Source organism: Aquipuribacter nitratireducens (genome assembly GCF_037860835.1).
GTDB classification, from domain to species: Bacteria; Actinomycetota; Actinomycetes; order Actinomycetales; family JBBAYJ01; genus Aquipuribacter; species Aquipuribacter nitratireducens.
Map to the genome: position 1 here is coordinate 202,758 of NZ_JBBEOG010000004.1, position 19,533 is coordinate 222,290.

Annotated in this window: 21 protein-coding genes; 13 read left to right on the forward strand and 8 right to left on the reverse strand. The window is 75.2% G+C overall.

Annotated features, from left to right (window positions below; genetic code table 11):
- Positions 1-16 precede the first annotated feature (16 nt).
- The 3 genes from WAB14_RS09615 to WAB14_RS09625 all read left to right on the forward strand — a co-directional run bounded on the left by WAB14_RS09615 (position 17) and on the right by WAB14_RS09625 (position 3,856).
- A complete protein-coding gene (locus WAB14_RS09615; RefSeq protein ID WP_340269363.1) occupies positions 17-1,117 on the forward strand; it encodes an NAD(P)/FAD-dependent oxidoreductase in 1,101 nt (366 codons plus the stop codon).
- 84 nt (positions 1,118-1,201) lie between these two features.
- The gene (locus WAB14_RS09620; RefSeq protein WP_340269364.1) at positions 1,202-2,491 is read left to right on the forward strand and encodes an adenylosuccinate synthase; all 1,290 of its coding nucleotides are present in this window, start codon (positions 1,202-1,204) and stop codon (positions 2,489-2,491) included.
- An 81-nt stretch (positions 2,492-2,572) separates the two neighbouring features.
- Complete coding sequence (locus tag WAB14_RS09625) at positions 2,573-3,856, forward strand: multidrug effflux MFS transporter (protein WP_340269365.1); 1,284 nt, start codon at positions 2,573-2,575, stop codon at positions 3,854-3,856.
- Positions 3,857-3,881: 25 nt separating this feature from the next.
- Here the strand turns inward: WAB14_RS09625 and WAB14_RS09630 are convergent, their stop codons facing one another.
- A complete protein-coding gene (locus tag WAB14_RS09630) occupies positions 3,882-4,913 on the reverse strand; it encodes a zinc-binding dehydrogenase (RefSeq protein ID WP_340269366.1) in 1,032 nt (343 codons plus the stop codon).
- Positions 4,914-4,981: 68 nt separating this feature from the next.
- Between WAB14_RS09630 and purD the strand changes: the two genes are divergently transcribed.
- Positions 4,982-6,247: a phosphoribosylamine--glycine ligase gene (purD, locus tag WAB14_RS09635; RefSeq protein ID WP_340269367.1), complete on the forward strand. Its 1,266-nt coding sequence runs from the start codon at positions 4,982-4,984 to the stop codon at positions 6,245-6,247.
- 13 nt (positions 6,248-6,260) lie between these two features.
- On the opposite strand, the gene WAB14_RS09640 is transcribed toward purD, so the two are convergent.
- Positions 6,261-7,805 (reverse strand): S10 family peptidase, encoded by a 1,545-nt coding sequence (locus WAB14_RS09640; protein ID WP_340269368.1) that lies wholly within the window; start codon positions 7,803-7,805, stop codon positions 6,261-6,263.
- Between the two features lie 35 nt (positions 7,806-7,840).
- Here WAB14_RS09640 and WAB14_RS09645 point away from each other — a divergent pair, with 35 nt between their 5' ends.
- The gene (locus WAB14_RS09645; protein ID WP_340269369.1) at positions 7,841-8,746 is read left to right on the forward strand and encodes a phosphoribosylaminoimidazolesuccinocarboxamide synthase; all 906 of its coding nucleotides are present in this window, start codon (positions 7,841-7,843) and stop codon (positions 8,744-8,746) included.
- 24 nt (positions 8,747-8,770) lie between these two features.
- Here WAB14_RS09645 and WAB14_RS09650 read toward each other — a convergent pair whose 3' ends face one another.
- Positions 8,771-9,433: an MBL fold metallo-hydrolase gene (locus WAB14_RS09650; protein WP_340269370.1), complete on the reverse strand. Its 663-nt coding sequence runs from the start codon at positions 9,431-9,433 to the stop codon at positions 8,771-8,773.
- A gap of 84 nt (positions 9,434-9,517) precedes the next feature.
- Between WAB14_RS09650 and WAB14_RS09655 the strand changes: the two genes are divergently transcribed.
- Positions 9,518-10,156 carry a hypothetical protein gene (locus tag WAB14_RS09655; protein WP_340269371.1) on the forward strand — a complete coding sequence of 213 codons (639 nt, stop codon included), beginning with the start codon at positions 9,518-9,520 and terminating at the stop codon, positions 10,154-10,156.
- 9 nt (positions 10,157-10,165) lie between these two features.
- On the forward strand, positions 10,166-10,411 hold the full coding sequence (gene purS / locus WAB14_RS09660) for a phosphoribosylformylglycinamidine synthase subunit PurS (RefSeq protein ID WP_340269372.1): 246 nt from the start codon (positions 10,166-10,168) through the stop codon (positions 10,409-10,411).
- 77 nt (positions 10,412-10,488) lie between these two features.
- On the opposite strand, the gene WAB14_RS09665 is transcribed toward purS, so the two are convergent.
- From WAB14_RS09665 to flgN, 5 genes are all read right to left on the reverse strand, one after another.
- Positions 10,489-11,379, reverse strand: a complete 891-nt coding sequence (locus WAB14_RS09665; RefSeq protein ID WP_340269373.1) for an endonuclease domain-containing protein — start codon at positions 11,377-11,379, stop codon at positions 10,489-10,491.
- A gap of 144 nt (positions 11,380-11,523) precedes the next feature.
- Positions 11,524-11,907, reverse strand: coding sequence for a flagellar assembly protein FliW (gene fliW, locus WAB14_RS09670; RefSeq protein ID WP_340269374.1), 384 nt, complete (start codon positions 11,905-11,907; stop codon positions 11,524-11,526).
- A gap of 62 nt (positions 11,908-11,969) precedes the next feature.
- Positions 11,970-12,848, reverse strand: a complete 879-nt coding sequence (flgL, locus tag WAB14_RS09675) for a flagellar hook-associated protein FlgL (RefSeq protein WP_340269375.1) — start codon at positions 12,846-12,848, stop codon at positions 11,970-11,972.
- Positions 12,848-14,257, reverse strand: a complete 1,410-nt coding sequence (flgK, locus tag WAB14_RS09680) for a flagellar hook-associated protein FlgK (protein ID WP_340269376.1) — start codon at positions 14,255-14,257, stop codon at positions 12,848-12,850. The genes flgL and flgK overlap by 1 nt, the downstream gene beginning before the upstream one ends.
- Positions 14,257-14,742, reverse strand: a complete 486-nt coding sequence (gene flgN / locus WAB14_RS09685) for a flagellar export chaperone FlgN (protein ID WP_340269377.1) — start codon at positions 14,740-14,742, stop codon at positions 14,257-14,259. The genes flgK and flgN overlap by 1 nt, the downstream gene beginning before the upstream one ends.
- A 138-nt stretch (positions 14,743-14,880) precedes the next feature.
- On the opposite strand from flgN, the gene WAB14_RS09690 reads away from it, so the two are divergent.
- From WAB14_RS09690 to WAB14_RS09715, 6 genes are all read left to right on the forward strand, one after another.
- Complete coding sequence (locus tag WAB14_RS09690; RefSeq protein WP_340269378.1) at positions 14,881-15,813, forward strand: sigma-70 family RNA polymerase sigma factor; 933 nt, start codon at positions 14,881-14,883, stop codon at positions 15,811-15,813.
- 106 nt (positions 15,814-15,919) lie between these two features.
- A complete protein-coding gene (locus WAB14_RS09695) occupies positions 15,920-16,741 on the forward strand; it encodes a flagellin N-terminal helical domain-containing protein (RefSeq protein ID WP_340269379.1) in 822 nt (273 codons plus the stop codon).
- A gap of 111 nt (positions 16,742-16,852) precedes the next feature.
- The gene (gene fliD / locus WAB14_RS09700; protein WP_340269380.1) at positions 16,853-18,196 is read left to right on the forward strand and encodes a flagellar filament capping protein FliD; all 1,344 of its coding nucleotides are present in this window, start codon (positions 16,853-16,855) and stop codon (positions 18,194-18,196) included.
- Positions 18,193-18,660 carry a flagellar export chaperone FliS gene (locus tag WAB14_RS09705; RefSeq protein ID WP_340269381.1) on the forward strand — a complete coding sequence of 156 codons (468 nt, stop codon included), beginning with the start codon at positions 18,193-18,195 and terminating at the stop codon, positions 18,658-18,660. Before fliD ends, WAB14_RS09705 begins: the two co-directional genes overlap by 4 nt.
- Positions 18,661-18,664: 4 nt before the next feature.
- Positions 18,665-19,012 carry a hypothetical protein gene (locus WAB14_RS09710; RefSeq protein WP_340269382.1) on the forward strand — a complete coding sequence of 116 codons (348 nt, stop codon included), beginning with the start codon at positions 18,665-18,667 and terminating at the stop codon, positions 19,010-19,012.
- Positions 19,013-19,178: 166 nt separating this feature from the next.
- Entirely contained in the window at positions 19,179-19,532 is a 354-nt protein-coding gene (locus tag WAB14_RS09715; protein ID WP_340269383.1) for a flagellar basal body rod protein FlgB, read from the forward strand.
- The last annotated feature ends 1 nt before the right edge of the window (position 19,533 follow it).

The window sequence follows — 19,533 nt, forward strand, 5'->3', positions numbered from 1 at the left end:
CCGGCGCGCGCCCAGTGTGACGTGCGCGACCCCCGCTCCGGAAGGCGCCGCTCCGGGTGCCGCCCGGCGCGACGCACCCGACACTGACCCGGTGACCCTCCTCGACACCTCCGGCACGGTCGTCGTCGTCGGTGCGGGCATCGCCGGCGTCGAGTGCGCCCGGCAGCTGCACCGTGCGGGCGTGCCCGTCCGGCTCCTCGACCGGGGGCACCGGATCTCCGGCCGGATGGGCGCCCGGACCGTCGACAGCGTCCAGGGCCGCCACGTCGTCGACCTCGGCGCGTCGTACTTCACCGTCCGCGACGACGAGTTCCGGGAGGTCGCCGACGACTGGGAGCGGCGCGGGCTCGCGCGACCGTGGACCGACACCTTCCACCTCTCCGACGGCACGCGCCTCGTCGGCACGAAGGTCGGTCCCGTGCGGTGGGCGGCCGGCGGCGGGCTGCGCTCCCTCGTGGAGGACCTCGCCGACGGCCTCGACGTCGTCCACCCGTACGACGCGGTGGAGGTCGTCCGCGACGGCGACGGGGTCCGCGTCGACGGGCAGCGCTACCGGGCCGCGGTGCTCGCGATGCCCGACCCGCAGGTGCGCGACCTCGTCGACCCGGCGCTCGGCGACGAGCTGCTCGGGTCGGAGGCGTGGGCGTGGCGGCCGACCGTCGCCGTCCTCGCCGGCTGGTCCGGGCGCTGGTGGCCCGAGCTGGACGGCGTGTTCGTCTCGGACTCTCCCGTCGTCGAGTGGGTCGCCGACGACGGCAGGCGCCGCGGTGACGACGCGCCCGTCCTCGTCGCCCACACCACCGGCGTGTTCGCCGCCCGCCACCTCGACGACCCCGCCGAGGCAGTGACCCCCGTCCTCGCCGCGCTCGGGGAGGTGCTGGGCCGTCACCAGCCCGTCCCGGAGCCCGAGTGGGCCCGCGCGCACCGCTGGTCGCTCGCGAGCCCCACCCGCCCCCGGCCCGCGCCCGACTTCGTCCTCGACACGACCGGCACGGTCGGGGTGTGCGGCGACGGCTGGGGCGAGCGGTCCCGGGTGGAGGCGGCGTGGCTGTCGGGGCACCGCCTCGGCCGCGAGCTGGCCGCCCGGCTGGGCGGTCGCGTCGAGCAGGCCGTCTGACCCGCTGCACTACCCTCGGGGCGGCGCCGCCGAAGGCCGGTCGCGCCGGGCCGCGACGGGCGGCCACGAGAGGGGAGCCGCGGCATGCCCGGAGTCGTCCTCATCGGCGCCCAGTGGGGCGACGAGGGCAAGGGCAAGGCGACCGACGCGCTCGGCTCGCGCGTCGACCACGTCGTCAAGTTCAACGGCGGCAACAACGCCGGCCACACCGTCGTCGTCGGTGAGGAGAAGTACGCCCTCCACCTGCTGCCGTCGGGAATCCTCAGCCCCGGCGTCGTGCCGGTCATCGCGAACGGCGTCGTCGTCGACCCGGAGGTGCTCTTCGAGGAGATCGACGGCCTCGAGGCCCGCGGCGTCGACTGCTCGCGGCTGCTCGTGTCGAGCAACGCCCACGTCATCACGACGTACCACCGCACGCTCGACAAGGTGACGGAGCGGTTCCTCGGCACGCGCCGCATCGGCACGACGGGCCGGGGCATCGGCCCGGCGTACGCCGACAAGATCAACCGGGTCGGCATCCGCGTCCAGGACCTCTTCGACGAGAAGATCCTCCGGCAGAAGATCGCCGGCGCCCTCGACCAGAAGAACCACCTGCTGCTCAAGGTCTACAACCGCCGCGCGTTCGGGGTCGACGAGATCGCCGACCAGCTGCTGTCCCACGCCGACCGCCTGCGCCCCTACGTCGCCGACACCGCGCTCGAGCTGTCCCGCGCGCTCGACGCCGGGAGGACGGTGCTCTTCGAGGGCGGCCAGGCGACGCTGCTCGACGTCGACCACGGCACGTACCCCTTCGTCACCTCGTCCAACGCGACCGCGGGCGGCGCGTGCACCGGCAGCGGCATCGGCCCCACGCGCGTCGACCGCGTCATCGCCGTCGTCAAGGCGTACACGACGCGGGTCGGGGAGGGGCCGTTCCCGACGGAGCTGCTCGACGCCGACGGCGAGCGGCTGCGGACCGTCGGCCACGAGTTCGGGACCACGACGGGCCGACCCCGTCGCTGCGGGTGGTACGACGCCGTCATCGCCCGGTACGCGGCGCGGGTCAACGGCGTGACGGACTTCGTCCTCACGAAGCTCGACACGCTGACGGGCTTCGAGACGGTGCCGGTGTGCGTCGCGTACGACGTCGACGGCGTCCGGCACGACGAGATGCCGGCCTCGCAGAGCGACTTCCACCACGCGGTGCCCGTGTACGAGCACCTCGACGGGTGGACGGAGGACATCTCCCACGTCCGCGAGTTCGCCGACCTGCCCGTCACCGCCCAGCGCTACGTCGAGGCGCTGGAGGAGATGAGCGGCGCGCGGATCAGCGCCATCGGGGTCGGGCCGGGCCGGGACCAGACCGTCGTGCGGCACGACCTGCTCGGCGGCTGACCTCAGGCCCGCGGAGCGGCATTACGCCGGACGGGCCCCCGAATTGTCGTTAGCCGCGGTAACTGTTACCGTCGCTAACCAGTGCGTACCGACACCATCCTCTCGTCCCCGCCCGCCGGCGCCCCCGCGCGCCCCCGCACGGGCTTCTTCTCGCGCCTCGGCGTCCGCGAGCTCGTCCTCCTCGGCATGATCACGGCGGCCGGGCCGCTGACGATCGACCTCTACCTGCCGGCGTACCCCACGCTCGCGGCGGAGTTCGGCGTCGCCGAGACCCAGATCCAGCTCACCCTCACGGCGTGCGTCCTCGGCCTCGCCCTCGGCCAGCTCGTCATCGGTCCGGTCGCGGACCGGGTCGGTCGGCGCCTGCCCGTCGTCGTCGGGCTCGCCGGCTGGGCGGTGTCGTCGCTGCTCGTCGCTCTCGCCCCGACGCTCACGCTCATGACCGTCGGCCGCTTCCTCCAGGGGTTCGTCGTCTCCGCCGGCATGGTGACCGCGCGTGCGGTCCTGCGCGACCTGTCCGAGGGGCGCGACCTCGCACGGGCCTTCGCCCGGCTGTTCCTCGTCGTCGGCGCCGTCCCGATGGTCGCCCCGTTCCTCGGCTCCCTCGTCCTCGAGGTGACGAGCTGGCGCGGGGTGTTCGTCGTCCTCGCCGTCATCGGCGTGGTGCTCGCGTGCGTGACGGCGCTGCTGCTGCCGGAGACGCTGCCGAGGGAGCAGCGCCGGCCGGTGCCCGTCCGCTCGCTCGGCCGCGAGTACGGCCGCCTCCTCGTGGACCGCGACTTCATCGCGCCCGCGCTCGTCGCCTCGCTCGCTTTCGCCGGGCTCTTCGTCTACATCAACGGCTCCTCGTTCGTCCTGCAGGAGGAGTACGGGATCTCGAGCCTCGCGTACGGGTTCGTCTTCGCCGTCGTGACGGTCGCCCTCATCACCGGCAGCCAGATCTCGAGCTGGCTCGTCGGCAGGGTCGGCCTGCTCGCCGTCCTGCGGGGCGCCCCCGTGGTCGGCGCCGTGACGATCGGCGCGCTCGCCGTCGTGTCGGTGCTCGGCACGCTGCCCCTGCCGGTGCTCGTCGTCGGGCTCGCCGTCGCCATGGGCGTCGTCGGCCTCGCGATGCCGGCCGCCTCCGCCCACGTGCTGAGCGGCCAGCCGCCGCACCGGGCCGGACTCGCCTCCGGGCTCGTCGGCGTCCTGCAGTTCGCCGTCGGCGGCACGATCAGCCCGCTCGCCTCCGCGTTCGGCGCCGTGACGCCCACGACCATGACGGGTCTCATGGCGGTGCTGTTCGCCGCCTCCGCCGCCATGGCCGTGCTCGTGCGCGCGGAGCCCGAGCCGGCGCGGGACCCGGCCGACCTCCTCGAGGCCTGACGGCGGGCGCCGCGGCCCGCGGGCGTCAGGGCCGCAGCAGGACCTTGACCGACTCCCGGGCGTCCATCCGCCGGTAGGCCTCCGGCGCCTGCTCGAGCGGGAGCTCGGTGTCGAAGACCGCCCCGGGGCGCAGGGCACCGTCGAGGACCTTCGGCAGCAGCGTCGGCAGGTAGGCGCGGACGGACGCGACACCCCCGGCGAGCCCGACGTTGCGGCCGAACATCTGCCGGACCGGCACCTCGACGCCGTGCGGGACCCCGACGAAGCCGACCGTCGCGCCCGGCCGGGCCACGGCGAACGCCGTCGACATCGCCTGGCCGGTGCCGACGCACTCCAGCACGGCGTCGGCGCCCACGCCGTCGGTGAGGCCGAGCACCGCCTGCTCGCCGGCCTCGCCGCGCTCCTCGACGACGTCGGTGGCGCCGAAGGCCCGCGCGAGCGCCTGCCGGTCCGCATGACGGCTCATCGCGACGATGCGCCCGGCCCCCTGCTCCCGGGCCGCGAGGACGCCGCACAGCCCGACCGCGCCGTCGCCCACCACGACGACCGACGACCCCTCCCGCACGCCCGCGGCACGTGCGGCGTGCCAACCGGTCCCCATGACGTCGCTGCAGGCGAGCAGGTCCCGAAGCACGTCGTCGGGCGGCGGGGAGGCCGCGTCGTAGCCGTCGACCGCCACGAGGGTGCCGTCCGCCATCGGCACGCGCACGAGCTCCGCCTGGCAGCCGTTGACGCCGCCCCCGACGACGCACGAGGTCTGGACCCCGGCGAGGCAGTGGGCGCAGTGCCCGCAGCTGTAGGTGAAGGGCGAGACGACGACCTGCCCGGGGCGGACGGCGCGGACGTCGCGCCCCACCTCCGCCACCACCCCGACGTGCTCGTGCCCGATCGGCCGGGGCTCGCGCACCGGGCTCTCGCCTCGGTAGGGCCACAGGTCCGAGCCGCACACGCAGGCGGCGAGGACCCGGACCACGGCGTCGGTCGGCTCGACGACCGCCGCGTCGGGCCGGGTCTCGGAGCGGACGTCACGGGGGGCGTGGATGACGGTGGCGCGCACGCCCGTGACCATACGGGCATCCGGGCGGACCGACCCGCCGGGTGCTCCTGGCGCTAGCCTCGCGGACCGTGCGGGTCCTCGTCGTCGGGTCAGGTGCCAGGGAGCACGCCATCGTCCGGTCGCTGCTGGCCGAGGAGGGCGTCGACCACGTCGTCGCGGCGCCGGGCAACCCCGGCATGGCAGCGGCCGGCGCGGAGTGCCGTGACCACGACCCGGTCGACGTCGCCGGTGTCGCCGAGCTCGCCGTCGGCGTGCAGGCGGACCTCGTCGTCGTCGGACCGGAGGCGCCGCTCGTCGCCGGGGTCGCCGACGCCGTCCGTGCCGCGGGCATCCCGTGCTTCGGGCCGTCGGCCGCCGCGGCCCGGCTCGAGGCGAGCAAGGCGTTCGCGAAGGAGGTCATGGCCGACGCCGGCGTCGCGACGGCCCGGCCGCGGGTGTGCCGGGACCTCGCGGAGGTGGAGGCCGCCCTCGACGAGCTCGGTGCCCCCCACGTGGTGAAGGACGACGGGCTCGCCGCCGGCAAGGGCGTCGTCGTCACCGACAGCCGCGAGGTCGCCCTCGCCCACGCGCGGGCGTGCCTCGAGCAGCCGCACTCGACGGTCGTCGTCGAGGAGTACCTCGACGGGCCCGAGCTGTCGGTGTTCTGCGTGTGCGACGGGCGCGACGTCGTCGCGCTCCCGCCCGCGCAGGACTTCAAGCGGCTCCGCGACGGCGGCCAGGGCCCGAACACGGGTGGGATGGGCGCGTACTCGCCGGTGCCGTGGCTGCCGGAGGGTGTCGTCGACGACGTCGTCGAGCACGTGGCCCGGCCGGTGCTCGCGGAGATGGACCGGCGGGGCACGCCGTTCACGGGCGTCCTCTACTGCGGGCTCGCCCTCACCGCGGAGGGCATCCGCGTCGTCGAGTTCAACGTGCGGCTCGGCGACCCGGAGGCGCAGGTCGTCCTCGCCCGGCTCGGGACGCCGCTCGGCCACCTGCTCCTCGCCGCCGCGCAGGGCCGGCTCGCCGAGCACGTGCGTGCGGCGGGCGGGCTGCGGGAGTCGGCCGCGGCGGCCGTCGGGGTGGTCCTCGCCGCGGCCGGCTACCCGGAGTCGCCCCGCACCGGCGACGCCGTCCTCGGGCTCGAGTCCGTCGACGACGTCGCGGGCGCCCACGTCCTCCACGCCGGCACCGCGGTCCGCGACGGCCACGTCGTGACCGCCGGCGGGCGGGTCGTGACGGTCGTCGGGACCGGAGCGGACGTCGCCGCGGCCCGCGACACCGCCTACCGGGCGGTGGAGCGGGTGCACGTGCCGGGCGGCCAGCTGCGGCTCGACGTCGCCGCCGGGGTCTGAGGCCCCGCGCCGCTCAGCCGGTCGCGCGGGCCACGAACGCCCGGAGGTCCTCGCACTGCTGCAGCCGCGAGGGCTCGTGCAGGTACATCATGTGCCCGCTCTCGTAGTACGCGGTCTCCACCCGCTCGAGCGCCTCGGCGGGCACCCGCAGCTGCGCGACCGTGTCCTCCGCGGCCGCGAAGGGCGTCGCGCCGTCGTAGTAGCCGCACGCGACGTGGACGCGCAGGTGGGGGTTGCGCCGCAGCAGCGCCCCGAGGTCCTCCGTCACGCTGACAGCGCGACCCTCGAACTCCTTGTAGCTCCACGGGTGGACGAGCTCGCTCAGCACCTTGTACGGCAGGTCGTTGCGGTAGCCGAGCTCCGTCGCGGAGTAGTGGAGGTACGCGGCGGTGTAGGGCCCGCCGGTCGCGGTGATAAAGGGGTCGACGCTCGGGCGCTCGTGGACGGCGTCGTCCTCGTGCCCGACGAAGCGGCCGTCGAGGCGCCCGACGACCTTCCGCTCGTGGCGCAGCAGCTCCGCGTAGAACCGCTGGTGCTCCACCCGCAGGCCCGCGCGGTCGAGGTAGTCCTCCGACAGCCCGGTGAGCTCGGCGGCGCGGGCGACGACGCGGGCGCGCTCCTCGGCATCGAGGTGGGAGCCGGCGGCGAGCGCGGCGGCGTACGCGCCGCGGGCGAAGTCGGCGGCCGCGGCGAGGTGGTCGGCGAGCGCCACCCCCTGCCCGGCCGCGCCGTGGTAGTGCGCGATGGCCGCGTACGTCGGGAGGAAGCCGACGTACGCGCGGTCGTCGCCGGGGTGGAACCGGATGGTCCCCATGTCGAGGACCATGCTGATGAGCATGATCCCGTTGACGTGCAGGTGGTGGCGCTGCTGGAGGTGGGAGGCGACGGCGACCGCGCGCAGGGTCCCGTAGGACTCGCCCGCGAGGAGCTTCGGCGACAGCCACCGGTCGTTGCGGGTGGTCCACAGCCGGATGAGCTCCGACACCGACTCGACGTCGCCGCCGTAGCCGTGGAACTCCTTGGCGTCCCGCCCGGACCGCACGCGCGACCAGCCCGTCGAGACGGGGTCGATGAACACGAGGTCGCTGACGGCGAGCAGGGTCTGCGGGTTGTCGGCGAGGCGGCCGGGCGGCGGCAGGAGGTCGCCGGCGTCGCCGAGCACGACCCGGCGCGGGCCGAGCAGACCGAGGTGGAGCCACACGCTCGAGGCGCCGGGACCGCCGTTGAAGACGAACGTCACGGGGCGGGCCGGGTCGGGGGAGCCGCCGCCGTCGAGGACCTCGTAGCTCGTGACGGCGATCTCTGCGACCGCCGTGTGGCCCTCGAACCCCTTCTCCCCGGAGGTCTCCCGGCGGAGCACGAGGCGGCCCGAGCGCGCCCGGTACCGCAGGTCGCCGGTGCCGGTGGCGAGGGTGTGCTCGGTGGTGACGAGGGTGTCGGCGGGCTCCTCGGCCAGGGTGGTGGTCGTGCTGGGCCGCTCCGGTGCCGTGCCTGCGCCCGCGGTCGCGTCGTCGTGCGCGGTGTCGGGACCGGGGTCGGGCGTCGTCTCCTCGCTCACGCGGGCCACCCTACGAGCGCCCTACGATCGCGCAGGTGCCCGCACCCTCCCTGCCCGCGCCGCCCGACCTCGACGGCTGGGTGCACCGCTTCTCCGGCAAGGTCCGCGACGTCTACGCGCCCGCGACGCCGCACCCGGCCGGTGACGTCCTGCTCCTGGTCGCCAGCGACCGGGTGAGCGCGTACGACCACGTGCTGTCGACGCCCGTGCCGGGCAAGGGCGCCGTGCTCACCGCCCTGTCGCGGTGGTGGTTCGAGCAGCTGGCCGATCTCGTCGACCACCACGTCGTCGACGCGCCGGTGCCCGCTGCCGTGGCCGGGCGGGCGGTCGTCGTCCGCGCCCTCGACATGGTCCCGGTCGAGTGCGTCGCGCGCGGGTGGCTGTCCGGCTCCGGCACCGCGGAGTACCGCGCGAGCGGCGCGGTGTGCGGCGTGCCGCTGCCGGCAGGGCTCACCGAGGGCTCGCGCCTGCCGGAGCCGGTGTTCACCCCGGCCACGAAGGCCGCCCTCGGCGACCACGACGAGAACGTCACCTTCGAGCACGTCGTCGGGACCGTCGGCCGCGACACGGCTGAGGAGCTGCGGCGGATCACCCTCGCCGTGTACGCCCGCGCCGTCGAGGTCGCCGCGCGCGCGGGGATCATCGTCGCCGACACGAAGCTCGAGCTGGGCCGCGTGCCCGGCGGCGACGGCCGCCTCGTGCTGGGCGACGAGGTCCTGACACCGGACTCCAGCCGCTACTGGCCCGCCGACGCGTGGTCGCCCGGCCGGCCGCAGCCGAGCCTCGACAAGCAGGTGGTGCGCGACTGGCTCACCTCGCCTGCCTCGGGCTGGGACCGGGACTCCGGCGAGGCCCCGCCGCCGCTGCCCGACGACGTCGTCGACCGCACGGCGGCGGGCTACCGGGAGGTGTACCGGCGGCTCACGGGAGCCGATCTCTAGCGGAGCCGTGGCGGGTCAGGCGGGTCAGGCGGACCAGGGGCCCTCGGTCGCGAGGTCGTGGACGGCGGCCCTGCCGAGCCGGCGGACGTGGCCGAGGTACACCTCGCGTCGCTCCTCCCGCAGCAGCGCGTCGTGGACGGGGAGCACGACCCGCGGCTCGACGGTCCGGACGAACTCGACCGTCTCCTTCACCGCGGCCCACGGGGCGTTGAGCGGCACCGCGAGAGCGTCGACGCTGCCGGGCGTCGCCTCGTAGGAGTCGCCCGGGTGGAACAGCGTCGCGCGGTCCCCGCGGACGACGAGACCGACGTTGCCGACGCGCGGCACGTCCGCGTGGATGAGGGCGTGCCGACCACCGACGGCTGTCACGTGGAGGTCGCCGAGGTCGAGCCGGTCGGCCACCGCCAGCGTCTCCGCGGTGACGCCCTCGGCCGCGAGGGTCTCCTGCGCCCCGGCCTCGGCGAGCAGGCGCGCGGCGGGGTGCGCGTCGGCGAGCGCGCGGACGGTCGCGGGGTCGCAGTGGTCGGCGTGGGTGTGGGTCACGAGGACCGCGTCGAGGGCGGCGCCGTCGAGGAGAGCGGCGAGGCGGCCCGGCACGTCGGGGGAGAAGGCGCCGGGGTCGACGAGCAGCCGGCTGCCGCCCTCCTCGACGAGCAGGCACGAGTGGCCGAGCGACGTCACGCGCATGCAGCGGTCCTACACCCGCGCGGGCGCCGGCGCAGCACGGCGCGAGCCTTGTGCGGGCGGCCGCCGGGTGCTGCGATGGGGGACGTGTCGAGCCCCTCCGCCGATGACCTGCGCCGCACCGTCGTCGCCCTGCACGCCGTCGCCGAGCACGTCATGTCCGGGCCGCAGCACCGCGACAGCGGCACCATCCGGTTGCAGGTCACGCCCGGCGCGATCGAGACCGTGGCGCCGCCGGCGGTCCGGCTGCTCGGCGACCGGGTCGTCGGGCCGGGCGGCGAGGTCGTGCTCGACGGCGGCCGGACGCTCGCCGAGGTGGGCGCCGCGGTCGGCGTCACCGCGGGCGTCCCGGTCGACCTCTACACCGACCACGCGGAGCTCGGGCCGGACGAGCCCGTCGCCGTGAGCGCCGATGCCGCCACCGTGGTCCTCGAGTGGTTCGCCGTCGGGGCCGCCGCCCTCGTGACCTTCGCCCCGGAGGAGACGCCCGTGCTGTGGCCGGAGCACTTCGACCTCGCCGTCACGGTCGACGGGGTGAACTACGGCGTCTCACCCGGCGACGGGTTCTCCGCCACGCCGTACGCCTACGTCGGCCCCCACTCCCCGGTCGACGACCCGTTCTTCGACGCGCCCTTCGGTGCCGTCCGCACGTGGGACCAGGTGCCCGACGCCGCCTCGCTCGCCGCGTTCTTCACCGAGGGCAGGCAGCACGCCCGACGCGATTAGGCTCGCGGCATGCCGCGCATCGTCGTCGAGGTCATGCCGAAGCCCGAGATCCTCGACCCCCAGGGCACCGCCATCACCCACGCCCTGGGCCGGCTCGGCTTCGAGGGGCTCGGCGAGGTCCGGCAGGGCAAGCGCTTCGAGGTGGCCGTCGACGCGGTCGACGACGCCACCCTCGCCCGCGTCCGCGAGGCTGCCGAGACCCTGCTGAGCAACCCGGTGATCGAGGACGTGGTGGCGGTCCGCGCCGCCGACTGAGCGCGAGCCGCGGCCGACCGGCATGAAAGGGGGATTCGTCCCGCGACACGCCGCCGACGGTGGGACAGACCCACCGTTCACCGCCGGGGGGAGCGCAGGGCGGATCGCACTCGGGTGAGGACCCGGTCCGGTCGGCCCAGCAGGTCGGCTCCGGTGACGACGACGACGCGCCAGCCCAGGGCGTCGAGAGCCTCGCGGCGGCGGAGGTCCGAACGCCACTGAGTGCGGTCGTAGCGGTGGTGGTCCCCGTCGTACTCGACGGCGACCTTCTCTACGGGAAACGCCAGGTCCACTCGCGCGACGAAGTGGCCTTCGGGGGTCCTGACCTCGTGCTGGGGGACCGGAGCGAGGCCGCCCCTCACCATGAGCACGCGCAGCCGCGACTCCGGCGGCGACTCGGCGCGCGTGTCGACGAGCGCGAGGGCTTCCCGCGCCTCCGCGACACCCCGCTCGCCCGGTCGCGACGCGAGGTGGTCGAGGACACGGGCAAGCGTCTCGGGTCGGTCGGCGAAGAGCACGTCCGCCGCTGCGACGAGGTCGGCGAGGTCGCCGTGAGGCGGACGTGCTCCCGAGCGCACCACGAGGGCTGCGGCGTCGCACCACGCGCGACCCGGTCCGCTACGACGCGGGTCGGTACGCAGGGACACGGGCGGGTCGGTGCACCGGTGCACGATCACACCACCGGGGCGCCGGCCCAGGCTCGGTGGGCCCGCGACATGCAGCGCACCCCGTCGGTCGGTCGGAACCGGTAGCCCTGCCAGCTCGAGCGCCGTCCAGTGGCTGACGACCGACCCGGGCACGGCGGCCACGGCGGCGGCGCAGCGGGTGGGCAGGTGCTCGGCCCAGCAGGCCTCGACGTAGTGCCCGGTGACGACCCGGACGAACTCCCGACCCGCCGTGAGCCGTCGGCGGCTGAGACCCTCATGACGGGCGCGCTCGTGGGTCCAGACCCGGTCGCTCAGCGGCACCCACCGAGCCTGCGACGGGCAAGGCCGGGATGGCCCAGGTGTGCCGCCTGTGGACGACGACAGGAGGATGTGGACCAGCCACCCCGGCGTGTCCCGGGACGGATCCCCCTTTCGCCGCGGACGGGACCGGGCGCGCGGCGGGAGTCAGGCGGCGAGAGGGGCGCGGACCGGGTGGTCCGTGCCGGTGAGGAGCACCTGGAGCGCCGAGCCGTCGCGCTGGTTGAGCACGACGGGGGCGAGCAGGTTGGCCGTCGACGCGGCCGCGGACTCCCCGGGCGTCAGAACGACGAACAGCAGCGCGTCCTCGGCGCCGTGGAGGCCGAGGAGGTCGACGTCCTCGTCCGACAGCACGGGGGCGTAGTCGGGGAAGAACGCCCACGGCGCCGCCAGGAGGAGCGAGACCTCGTCGTCGGGCGACTCGAGCGAGAACAGCGTCCCGCTCGCCTCGAGACCACGGAGCACGTAGTCCGTGTGCCGCGGCAGCCCGGGCAGGGGCGTCACGAACCGCACCTGACGTCCGTCGCTCACCTGATCACCCAATCCCACGGCCCGGACCTCGGTCAACCGGGGCGCGACCGCCGGGACGGCGCTCACCGGAGGAAGTCCAGGAGCGTCGGCTGGATCACGCGGGCCGTGGCGCCGAGCGCCGCCTGGTACGCCGTCTGCTGCAGCTGGAGCTCGAGGATCGTGCCCGGCAGGTCGACGTCCTCGATCTGCGACTGCGACGAGCGCAGCGTGATCGCGAGGTCGGTGGCCGTGGCCTTGAGCGTGTCGATCCGGTTGGCGCGGGCGCCGACGTCCGACAGCGTCCCCAGGACGCGGTCGAGGTGGCCGTCGAGGTCGGCGAGCCGCGTCGCACCCGGCTGCGAGCCGCCCTCGAGGTCGGCGACGACCGCGTCGATCACCGCGAACACGCTGGCGGCGCCGTCCCCGAACGCCGTGCGGCCGTCCGCGTCGACGCGGACCACCGAGCCCGGTCCCACGCGGCGCTCGACCACGCCGCCGTCCCCCACGTAGGCGCCGGTCGCGTCGAAGGCGACCCCGCCGGCCGTCGTGCCCCCGAAGACGGGTCGTCCGAGGTACTGCGTGTTGGCGAGCTCGAGGAGGCCGTCGCGGGCCGCCCGGAGCTCCCTGGCCACGGCGTCGCGGCCGGCCTGCGGCAGGGCGCCGTTGCCGCCCTGGACGGTGAGGTCGCGGGCGCGGCGGACGAGCGCGCTCGCCTGCTGGAGCGCCTGGTCCGCGGTGCCGAGCCACGACAGCCCGTTGTCGGCGTTGCGGACGTGCTGGTCGGTCGCCGCTCGCTCCGAGCGCAGCTGGAGGACGTCGGTCGCGCCGGTGGGGGAGTCCGACGGCACGCCGACGCGCTTGCCGCTCGACAGCTGCTCCTGCAGCGCGGAGCTGCGGGCGAGGGAGGCCTGGAGGTTGGCGTACGTGGTGTCGGCCATCGTCCGCTGGGTGATCCGGAGCATCAGCGACCCACCAGCCCGGTGCGGTTGATGAGGGTGTCGAGCGCCTCGTCGACCGCGGTCAGCATGCGGGCCGCACCCTCGTAGGCGCGCTGGAACATGACCATGTTGGTGAGCTCCTCGTCGATGTCGACGCCGCTCGCGGCCTCGCGGGCGGCGTTCACGTCCCGCACGACGACCGACTGGGCCTCCGAGCGGCGGGTCGCGGACTGGGCGGCCGAGCCGACGTCGCCGACGAGGCGCCGCCAGGCGGCGTCCGGCGACGCCGGGCCGTTGCCCACCTGGGAGAGCCGGTCGGCGAGGCTGCCGTCCAGGGCGCCCGCACCGGCGGCCGCGGCGGCGACGGCACGGGTGTCGGTCACCCCGACGGCGATCGTCCGGGCGGTCACGGGACCGCCGCCGCGGCTGGTGAAGAAGGCGCCGGCGACGGCACCGTCCTGCGTCTGCCCGCTGCTGTGGACGGCGTCGACCCGGGCGGCGACGTCGGCGGCCGTCGCGTCGAGCCGGCGCATTATGCCGGGCCAGGTCCGGTGCAGGCTGTCGAGGAGCGCCCCGACCCGGCCGCCGGCGACGTCGACGGGAGCACCTGCCGCGCCCGTCACGCGCACCGCGCCCCCGGCGAGGACCTCGTCGATGCTGCCGGCGGACGTCGCGTCGAGCGCCAGCGGCGTCGTGCGGTCGGCGCGGACGACGGCGGTGCCGCCGACGAAGACGTCGACCATGCCGAGCTCGGTCGGCCGGACCGTCGCACCGGTCAGCTCGCTGAGCCGGAGGACGAGCTGGTCGCGGCGGTCCAGCAGCTCGTTGACGCTGCCGCCCGCGGCGGTCGCGTCCCTGATGGCGGAGTTGAGGTCGGCGACGGCGGCTGCGGTCGCGTTGACCTCGGCCACGAGCTGCCCCACCTGCGTGCGGGCGTCCGTCCACGCCTGCGCGACCGACGCGCCGAACGTGTTGAGGGTGTCCGTGACGCCCGTGCCCACCTGGAGGACCTGCGACCGGGCGGCGGTGCTGCCGGGGGAGTTCGCGAGGTCCTCCCACGCCGCCCAGAAGCCCGAGAGCCGGGCCTGCAGCCCGTTGTCGCCGGGCTCGCCGAGGGCGACCTCGAGCCGCGACCAGGCCGCGCGGTCGACGTCGATGAACGCCGCCGTCGACGTCTCCTGGCGCACGCGCTGGACGACGAGCTCGTCCGCGACGCGCTGCAGGTCCGTGACCCGGACGCCGGTGCCGGGACCGTCCCAGCGCGAGAAGACGGCCGTGCCGGTCGTCACGGGCGTGCTCGGGTCGAGGACCGCGCGCTGGCGGGAGTAGCCGGGGGTGTTGGCGTTCGCGACGTTCGCGCCCGTGACGTCGAGCCCGTAGCGCTGGGCGACCAGACCCGACAGGGCGGTGTGGAGGCCGGCGAACGACGACATCAGAGCGCCTCGTCGACCAGGCGGCCTGCGCCCTGCCGGGGGACGCTGCGGGACGCGCCCGGCCCGTACGTCCCGACCGGCTCCTCCACGGCGGCGAGCGCCTCGGACAGGCTCACCATGCCCTCGTGGAGCAGGCGGCGGTTGGCCTGGGCGAGCTCGGTGATCTCCGCGGTGAGGGCGAGGAAGGAGTCCCGGTGGGCGAGCAGCATCGCGCTGTAGGGCTCCGGCGCGACGCGGGCGATCGCCGCCAGCGACGGTCCGACGGGCAGCCCCAGCTCGAGCGCGACGACGTCGGTCTCGAGGGAGCGGACCTGCTCGGACCTCCGGATCTGCTCGAGGACCGCCTCGACCTCGCGGGTCGCGTGGGCGAGCCAGCGGCTGCGGCCGGAGGCGAGCACGAGCTGCTCCTCCTCGAGCTTGAACAGGAGCAGCTCGAGCAGCTCCCGCTCACGCCACAGGATGCGGCAGAAGTCAGCGAGCGCCACGACGCCTCCCCTCGGTGCGACGGCCGGTCCGTCACGTGGACGGGGTCGGCGGGCAGAGGGCCGATCTGAGGGCTCGAGGGCATCCGGGCGCCCCCGGGCCGTGCCGTCACCCGTTCGGCGCAGCGCTGCGCCGGAGGCGTGGAAATCCTCAAGCGGTCTCAGGTCGGCGACGACATCGGCAGGGTGCAGACCCCGCCCGCCGCCGCCGAGCGCACGGACCCCGAGGCCCTCGTCCTCGCGCACCTGCCGCTCGTCGGGCACTGCGTCGGTGAGGTGATCTCGCGGCTGCCGTCCCACGTCGACCGCGACGACCTCGCCGGCGCCGGCGTCGAGGGGCTCGTGCAGGCCGCCCGCAGCTGGCGGCCCGAGACGGGCGTCCCGTTCTCCGCGCACGCCCGCACGAGGATCCGCGGCGCCATCGTCGACGAGCTCCGCGCCGCCGACTGGGCCTCGCGCGGCGCAAGGTCGCGCGCCCGGCAGACGCAGCAGACGCAGGAGCACCTGACGGCCCACCTCGGCCGGGTGCCGACGACGGACGAGGTCGCCGACGCCATGGGTGTCGCCGCCGACCAGGTGCACCGGGTACGGGCGGAGACCCACCGCGCCTACCTCACGAGCCTCGACGAGGCGCGTGAGGCGGGGGAGGGCGGCGCCCACGACACCGTCGCGGACCCGGGTCGCTCGCCGGAGGACCACGTGGTTCTCGCCGAGCACGTCGGAGCGCTCTTCGCCGCCGTCGACCTGCTCCCGGAGCGCGTCCGGGAGGCCGTGCGCGGCCACTACATCGACGAGGAGCCGATGGCGGCGATCGCCGCCCGCCTCGGGGTGACGGAGTCCCGCGTCTCCCAGCTACGAGCCGAGGGCATCGCGATGCTCCGTGCGGCCCTCGCCGCAGAAGGCGACCGGCCCGCGGCGGAGCGTGCGACGGCGCGCACGCAGGCGTACGTCGCGACGGTCGCCGCCGCCGCCGACGTCCGCGCGAGCGTCGCGACGGGCGCGAGCGTCCTCAGCGGCCGTGTCCCGGCGCCACGCAGCCGGTGGGCGACCAGCACGCTCTCGGCGATCGGGTGATCAGGGCCGCTCAAGTCCCGAGCGCCTCAGGTCGACACCGCTAGCGCCGATCACCACCCCGGCCACGGAAGGCCACCCACCACCATCACGGAGGAGCACACAGACCATGGGTCTTCAGATCAACAACAACATCGCGGCGTTCAACAGCTACCGGAACCTCTCGGTCACCCAGGGGCAGATGGAGAAGTCGCTGGAGAAGCTCTCGAGCGGTCTCCGCATCAACCGCGCGGCCGACGACGCGGCCGGCCTCTCGATCTCCGAGGGTCTCCGCGCCCAGGTCGGTGGGCTCAAGCAGGCCGTCCGCAACGCCCAGGACGGCATCAGCGTCGTCCAGACCGCGGAGGGCGCGCTCACCGAGGTCCACTCGATCCTCCAGCGCGTCCGTGACCTCTCGGTGCAGGCCGCCAACGACGGCTCGAACAACGCGGACTCCCTCGCCGCGATCCAGGGCGAGATCGACCAGCTCGGCGAGGCCGTCAGCGACATCGCCACCCGCACGAAGTTCAACGGCAAGGCCCTGCTCGACGGCACCAACGCCACCCTCACCTTCCAGACCGGCGCCAACTCCGGTGACACGGTCGACGTCGCGCTCACCGACATCACGGCCGTCGCCACGGCCGTCGCTGCGATCGACGTCACGGCCGCCGGCGGCGGTGCCGCGGGCATCACCGCCGCGGACGCCCAGATCACCGCGGTCTCCACCGCCCGTTCCACCCTCGGCGCCTCGCAGAACCGCTTCGAGTCGACGATCAAGTCCCTCAACGTCGCGGTCGAGAACCTGTCCGCGTCCGAGAGCCGCATCCGCGACACCGACATGGCGCTCGAGATGGTCAACTTCACGAAGAACCAGATCCTGTCCCAGGCCGGCACCGCGATGCTCGCGCAGGCCAACCAGGCCCCCCAGGGCGTCCTGCAGCTCCTCCGCTGATCCCGGCCACCCCGGTAGCAGCCTGACGGCCGACCGCCGGGGACCCGCGAGGTCCCCGGCGGTCGCCCGTATCCCCCGCGCCACACCTGCGCACCCAGACCCGGAGGCGACATGAGCTCGTTCGCGGTCGACGGCCTCGTCAGCGGCCTCGACACCACTGCGCTCATCGGCCAGCTCATGCAGATCGAGCGGATCCCCCGCAACCGGCTGCAGAACCAGGTCACCCAGCAGACCTCGACCATCACCGCGTACCAGGCCGTCGCGAGCGCACTGAAGAAGCTCGACGACGCCGCGAGGGCCCTCACCGACACGAGGACGTGGACGGGGGTCACCGCGTCCGTCACAGGTGACGCGCTCGCCGCCACCGCGAAGCCGGGCGCTCCCACCGCGCCGGTCGACGTCTGGGTCGAGCAGCTCGCGACCGCGACGGCGTTCACCACCCAGGCCGCCTACCGGCTCGAGGACCAGGTCGTGCCCGCGCCGACCATCGACGTGACCAGGGCCGATGGGACCCTCGTCTCCCTCCAGCCGGCCTCCGGGTCGCTGCAGGACGTCATGTCCGCCATCAACAGCGCCGACGGGCTCGGTGTCCGCGCCGTCGCGGTGCGCGTCTCCACCGACACCTACCGGCTGCAGATCGTGTCGACGACCACCGGCGCGGCGGGCGGTCCCACGAGCATCACCGGCTTCGCCGCCGGTGACCTCGTCCGCGCCGCCGGCCAGGACGCGCAGTACCGCGTCGGCAGCACCGACGGCACCGGCGGGATCGTCGCGACGTCCCCCTCGAACTCGATCATCGACCTCGTGACGGGCGTGGACGCGACCCTGCGCCGCCCCGGCGCCGCCAGCATCGCGCTGGCTGCGGACACCCCGACCACGGTCTCCGCGGTCGAGGCCCTCGTCACCGCGGCGAACGACGCCATCGCCGTCCTGAAGAAGCAGACGGCGACCGACCCGAACGCGTCGTCCCGCGGCCCGCTCGCGTCCGACACGCAGGTGCGCGCACTGACGGGCCGCATCGTCCAGGCGGTCACCGATGCGCTGGGCGGCGCGAGCGCCGCCACCGTCGGCCTGCAGTCGACGCGTGACGGCACCCTCGTCCTCGACAAGGAGACGCTCGGGTCCGCGCTCGCGGCAGACCCCGCGGCGGTGCGCGGGCTCCTCGCGCCGGCCGACGGCGGCCCGGGGGTCGTCGCGCGCCTGCGGGCCGTCGTCGACGCCGCCACCAACGCCGGGAGCGGCTTCATCACCACGGCGATCCAGGGCCGGGAGACGACCAAGCGCGACCTGCAGACGCAGATCGACTCCTGGGACCGCCGGCTCGAGCTCCGGAAGGCGACCCTGCAGCGCCAGTTCTCCGCGCTCGAGGTCTCGCTCGGGCGCCTCAACTCGCAGTCGAGCTGGCTCGCCGGTCAGCTCGCCGGCCTCAACGCCGGCCTCGGGAGGGACTCGTGACCACCGCCACCGGCTTCGGGTACGCGCTCGGCCGGCCCGCCGCCGCGCGCCTCGACCAGTTCAAGGCCGACGCCGTCACGACCGCGACCCCGGGTCAGCTGCTCGTGCGGCTCTACGACCGGCTGCTGCTCGACATCGACCGGGCGCACGAGGCGCAGACCGCCGGCGACCACCTGGCGGCCGGCACGCAGCTCGTCCACGCCCAGGCGATCGTCAGCGAGCTCGCGAGCACCCTCGACGTCGACGCGTGGGACGGCGGGCCGCGCCTCATGTCGATCTACACGTTCCTCCTCGCCGAGCTCGTCCGCGCCAACGTCGAGAAGGCCCCGGACCGCACGCTCGCGTGCCGCGCGCTCGTCGCGCCGCTCGCGGAGGCGTGGCGCGAGGCCGCGAGCCAGCAGGGCGCCCCGCCCGCCGCCCAGCAGACCGGCGTCCCCGCCCAGCGCATCAGCGCCGTCGGGTGACACCGTGACCACGAGGACGGCGACCGACGTCGGCCACGACTTCACGGCCGCCTGGCACGCCGCCCTCGACGACCTCGAGCTGGAGGTCGACCGGGCCGAGGCGCTCCTGCACGCGCTGCACTCCCCGGCCGGCGCCGCGGACCCCGTCCCGCCGGGCGGGTGGACGCCGCCGGCCATCGGCGCCCCGCTGCCGGAGTCGCTGCGCGAGCGCGCCGAGCTCCTCCTCGAGCGCCAGCTGAGCGTCGCCGGACGCCTCAGCACCGCGATGACCGCCTCACGCAAGCACCAGGACGTCGTCGGCCGGCTCGTCGAGCGCGAACCGCGGCCCATGTACGTCGACGCGCGGCTCTGAGCGCGACTCACCCGAACGGCGCATGAACTCCCGGCCCCGACGGGACGAGAGACACAACGCAGCACCCGGGACGCACGGACCGCGCCCCGCACCGGCCACGGACAGGCCACGTCGATCCACCCCGCACCGGCTCCACCGGGCGCGGGGTCCGCCGATCGGAGCCCCCGTGACCGCCATCGCGTCCGTGACCGGCGCCGCCCTCCGCAGCGCCGTCGACGGCCTCGGCGCGCGCAGCCGCGCCATCGCCGACAACATCGCGAACGTCCAGACGCCCGGCTTCCAGTCGCGTCGCGTCGCGTTCGAGGAGGCCGTCGCCGCGGCCGCCCGGTCCGGCTCCCGTGAGCGCACCGGGTTCACGCAGGCGCTCTCGCTCGAGCCGACCCGCCTCGACGGCAACAACGTCAACCTCGACACCGAGACGCTGCAGTCCATCGACACCGGCCTGCGCTACCAGCTCGCGCTCCGCGCCGTCGACGACCGGTTCGGTCTCGTCCGTGCCGCGCTGCGGACCCAGGGCTGAG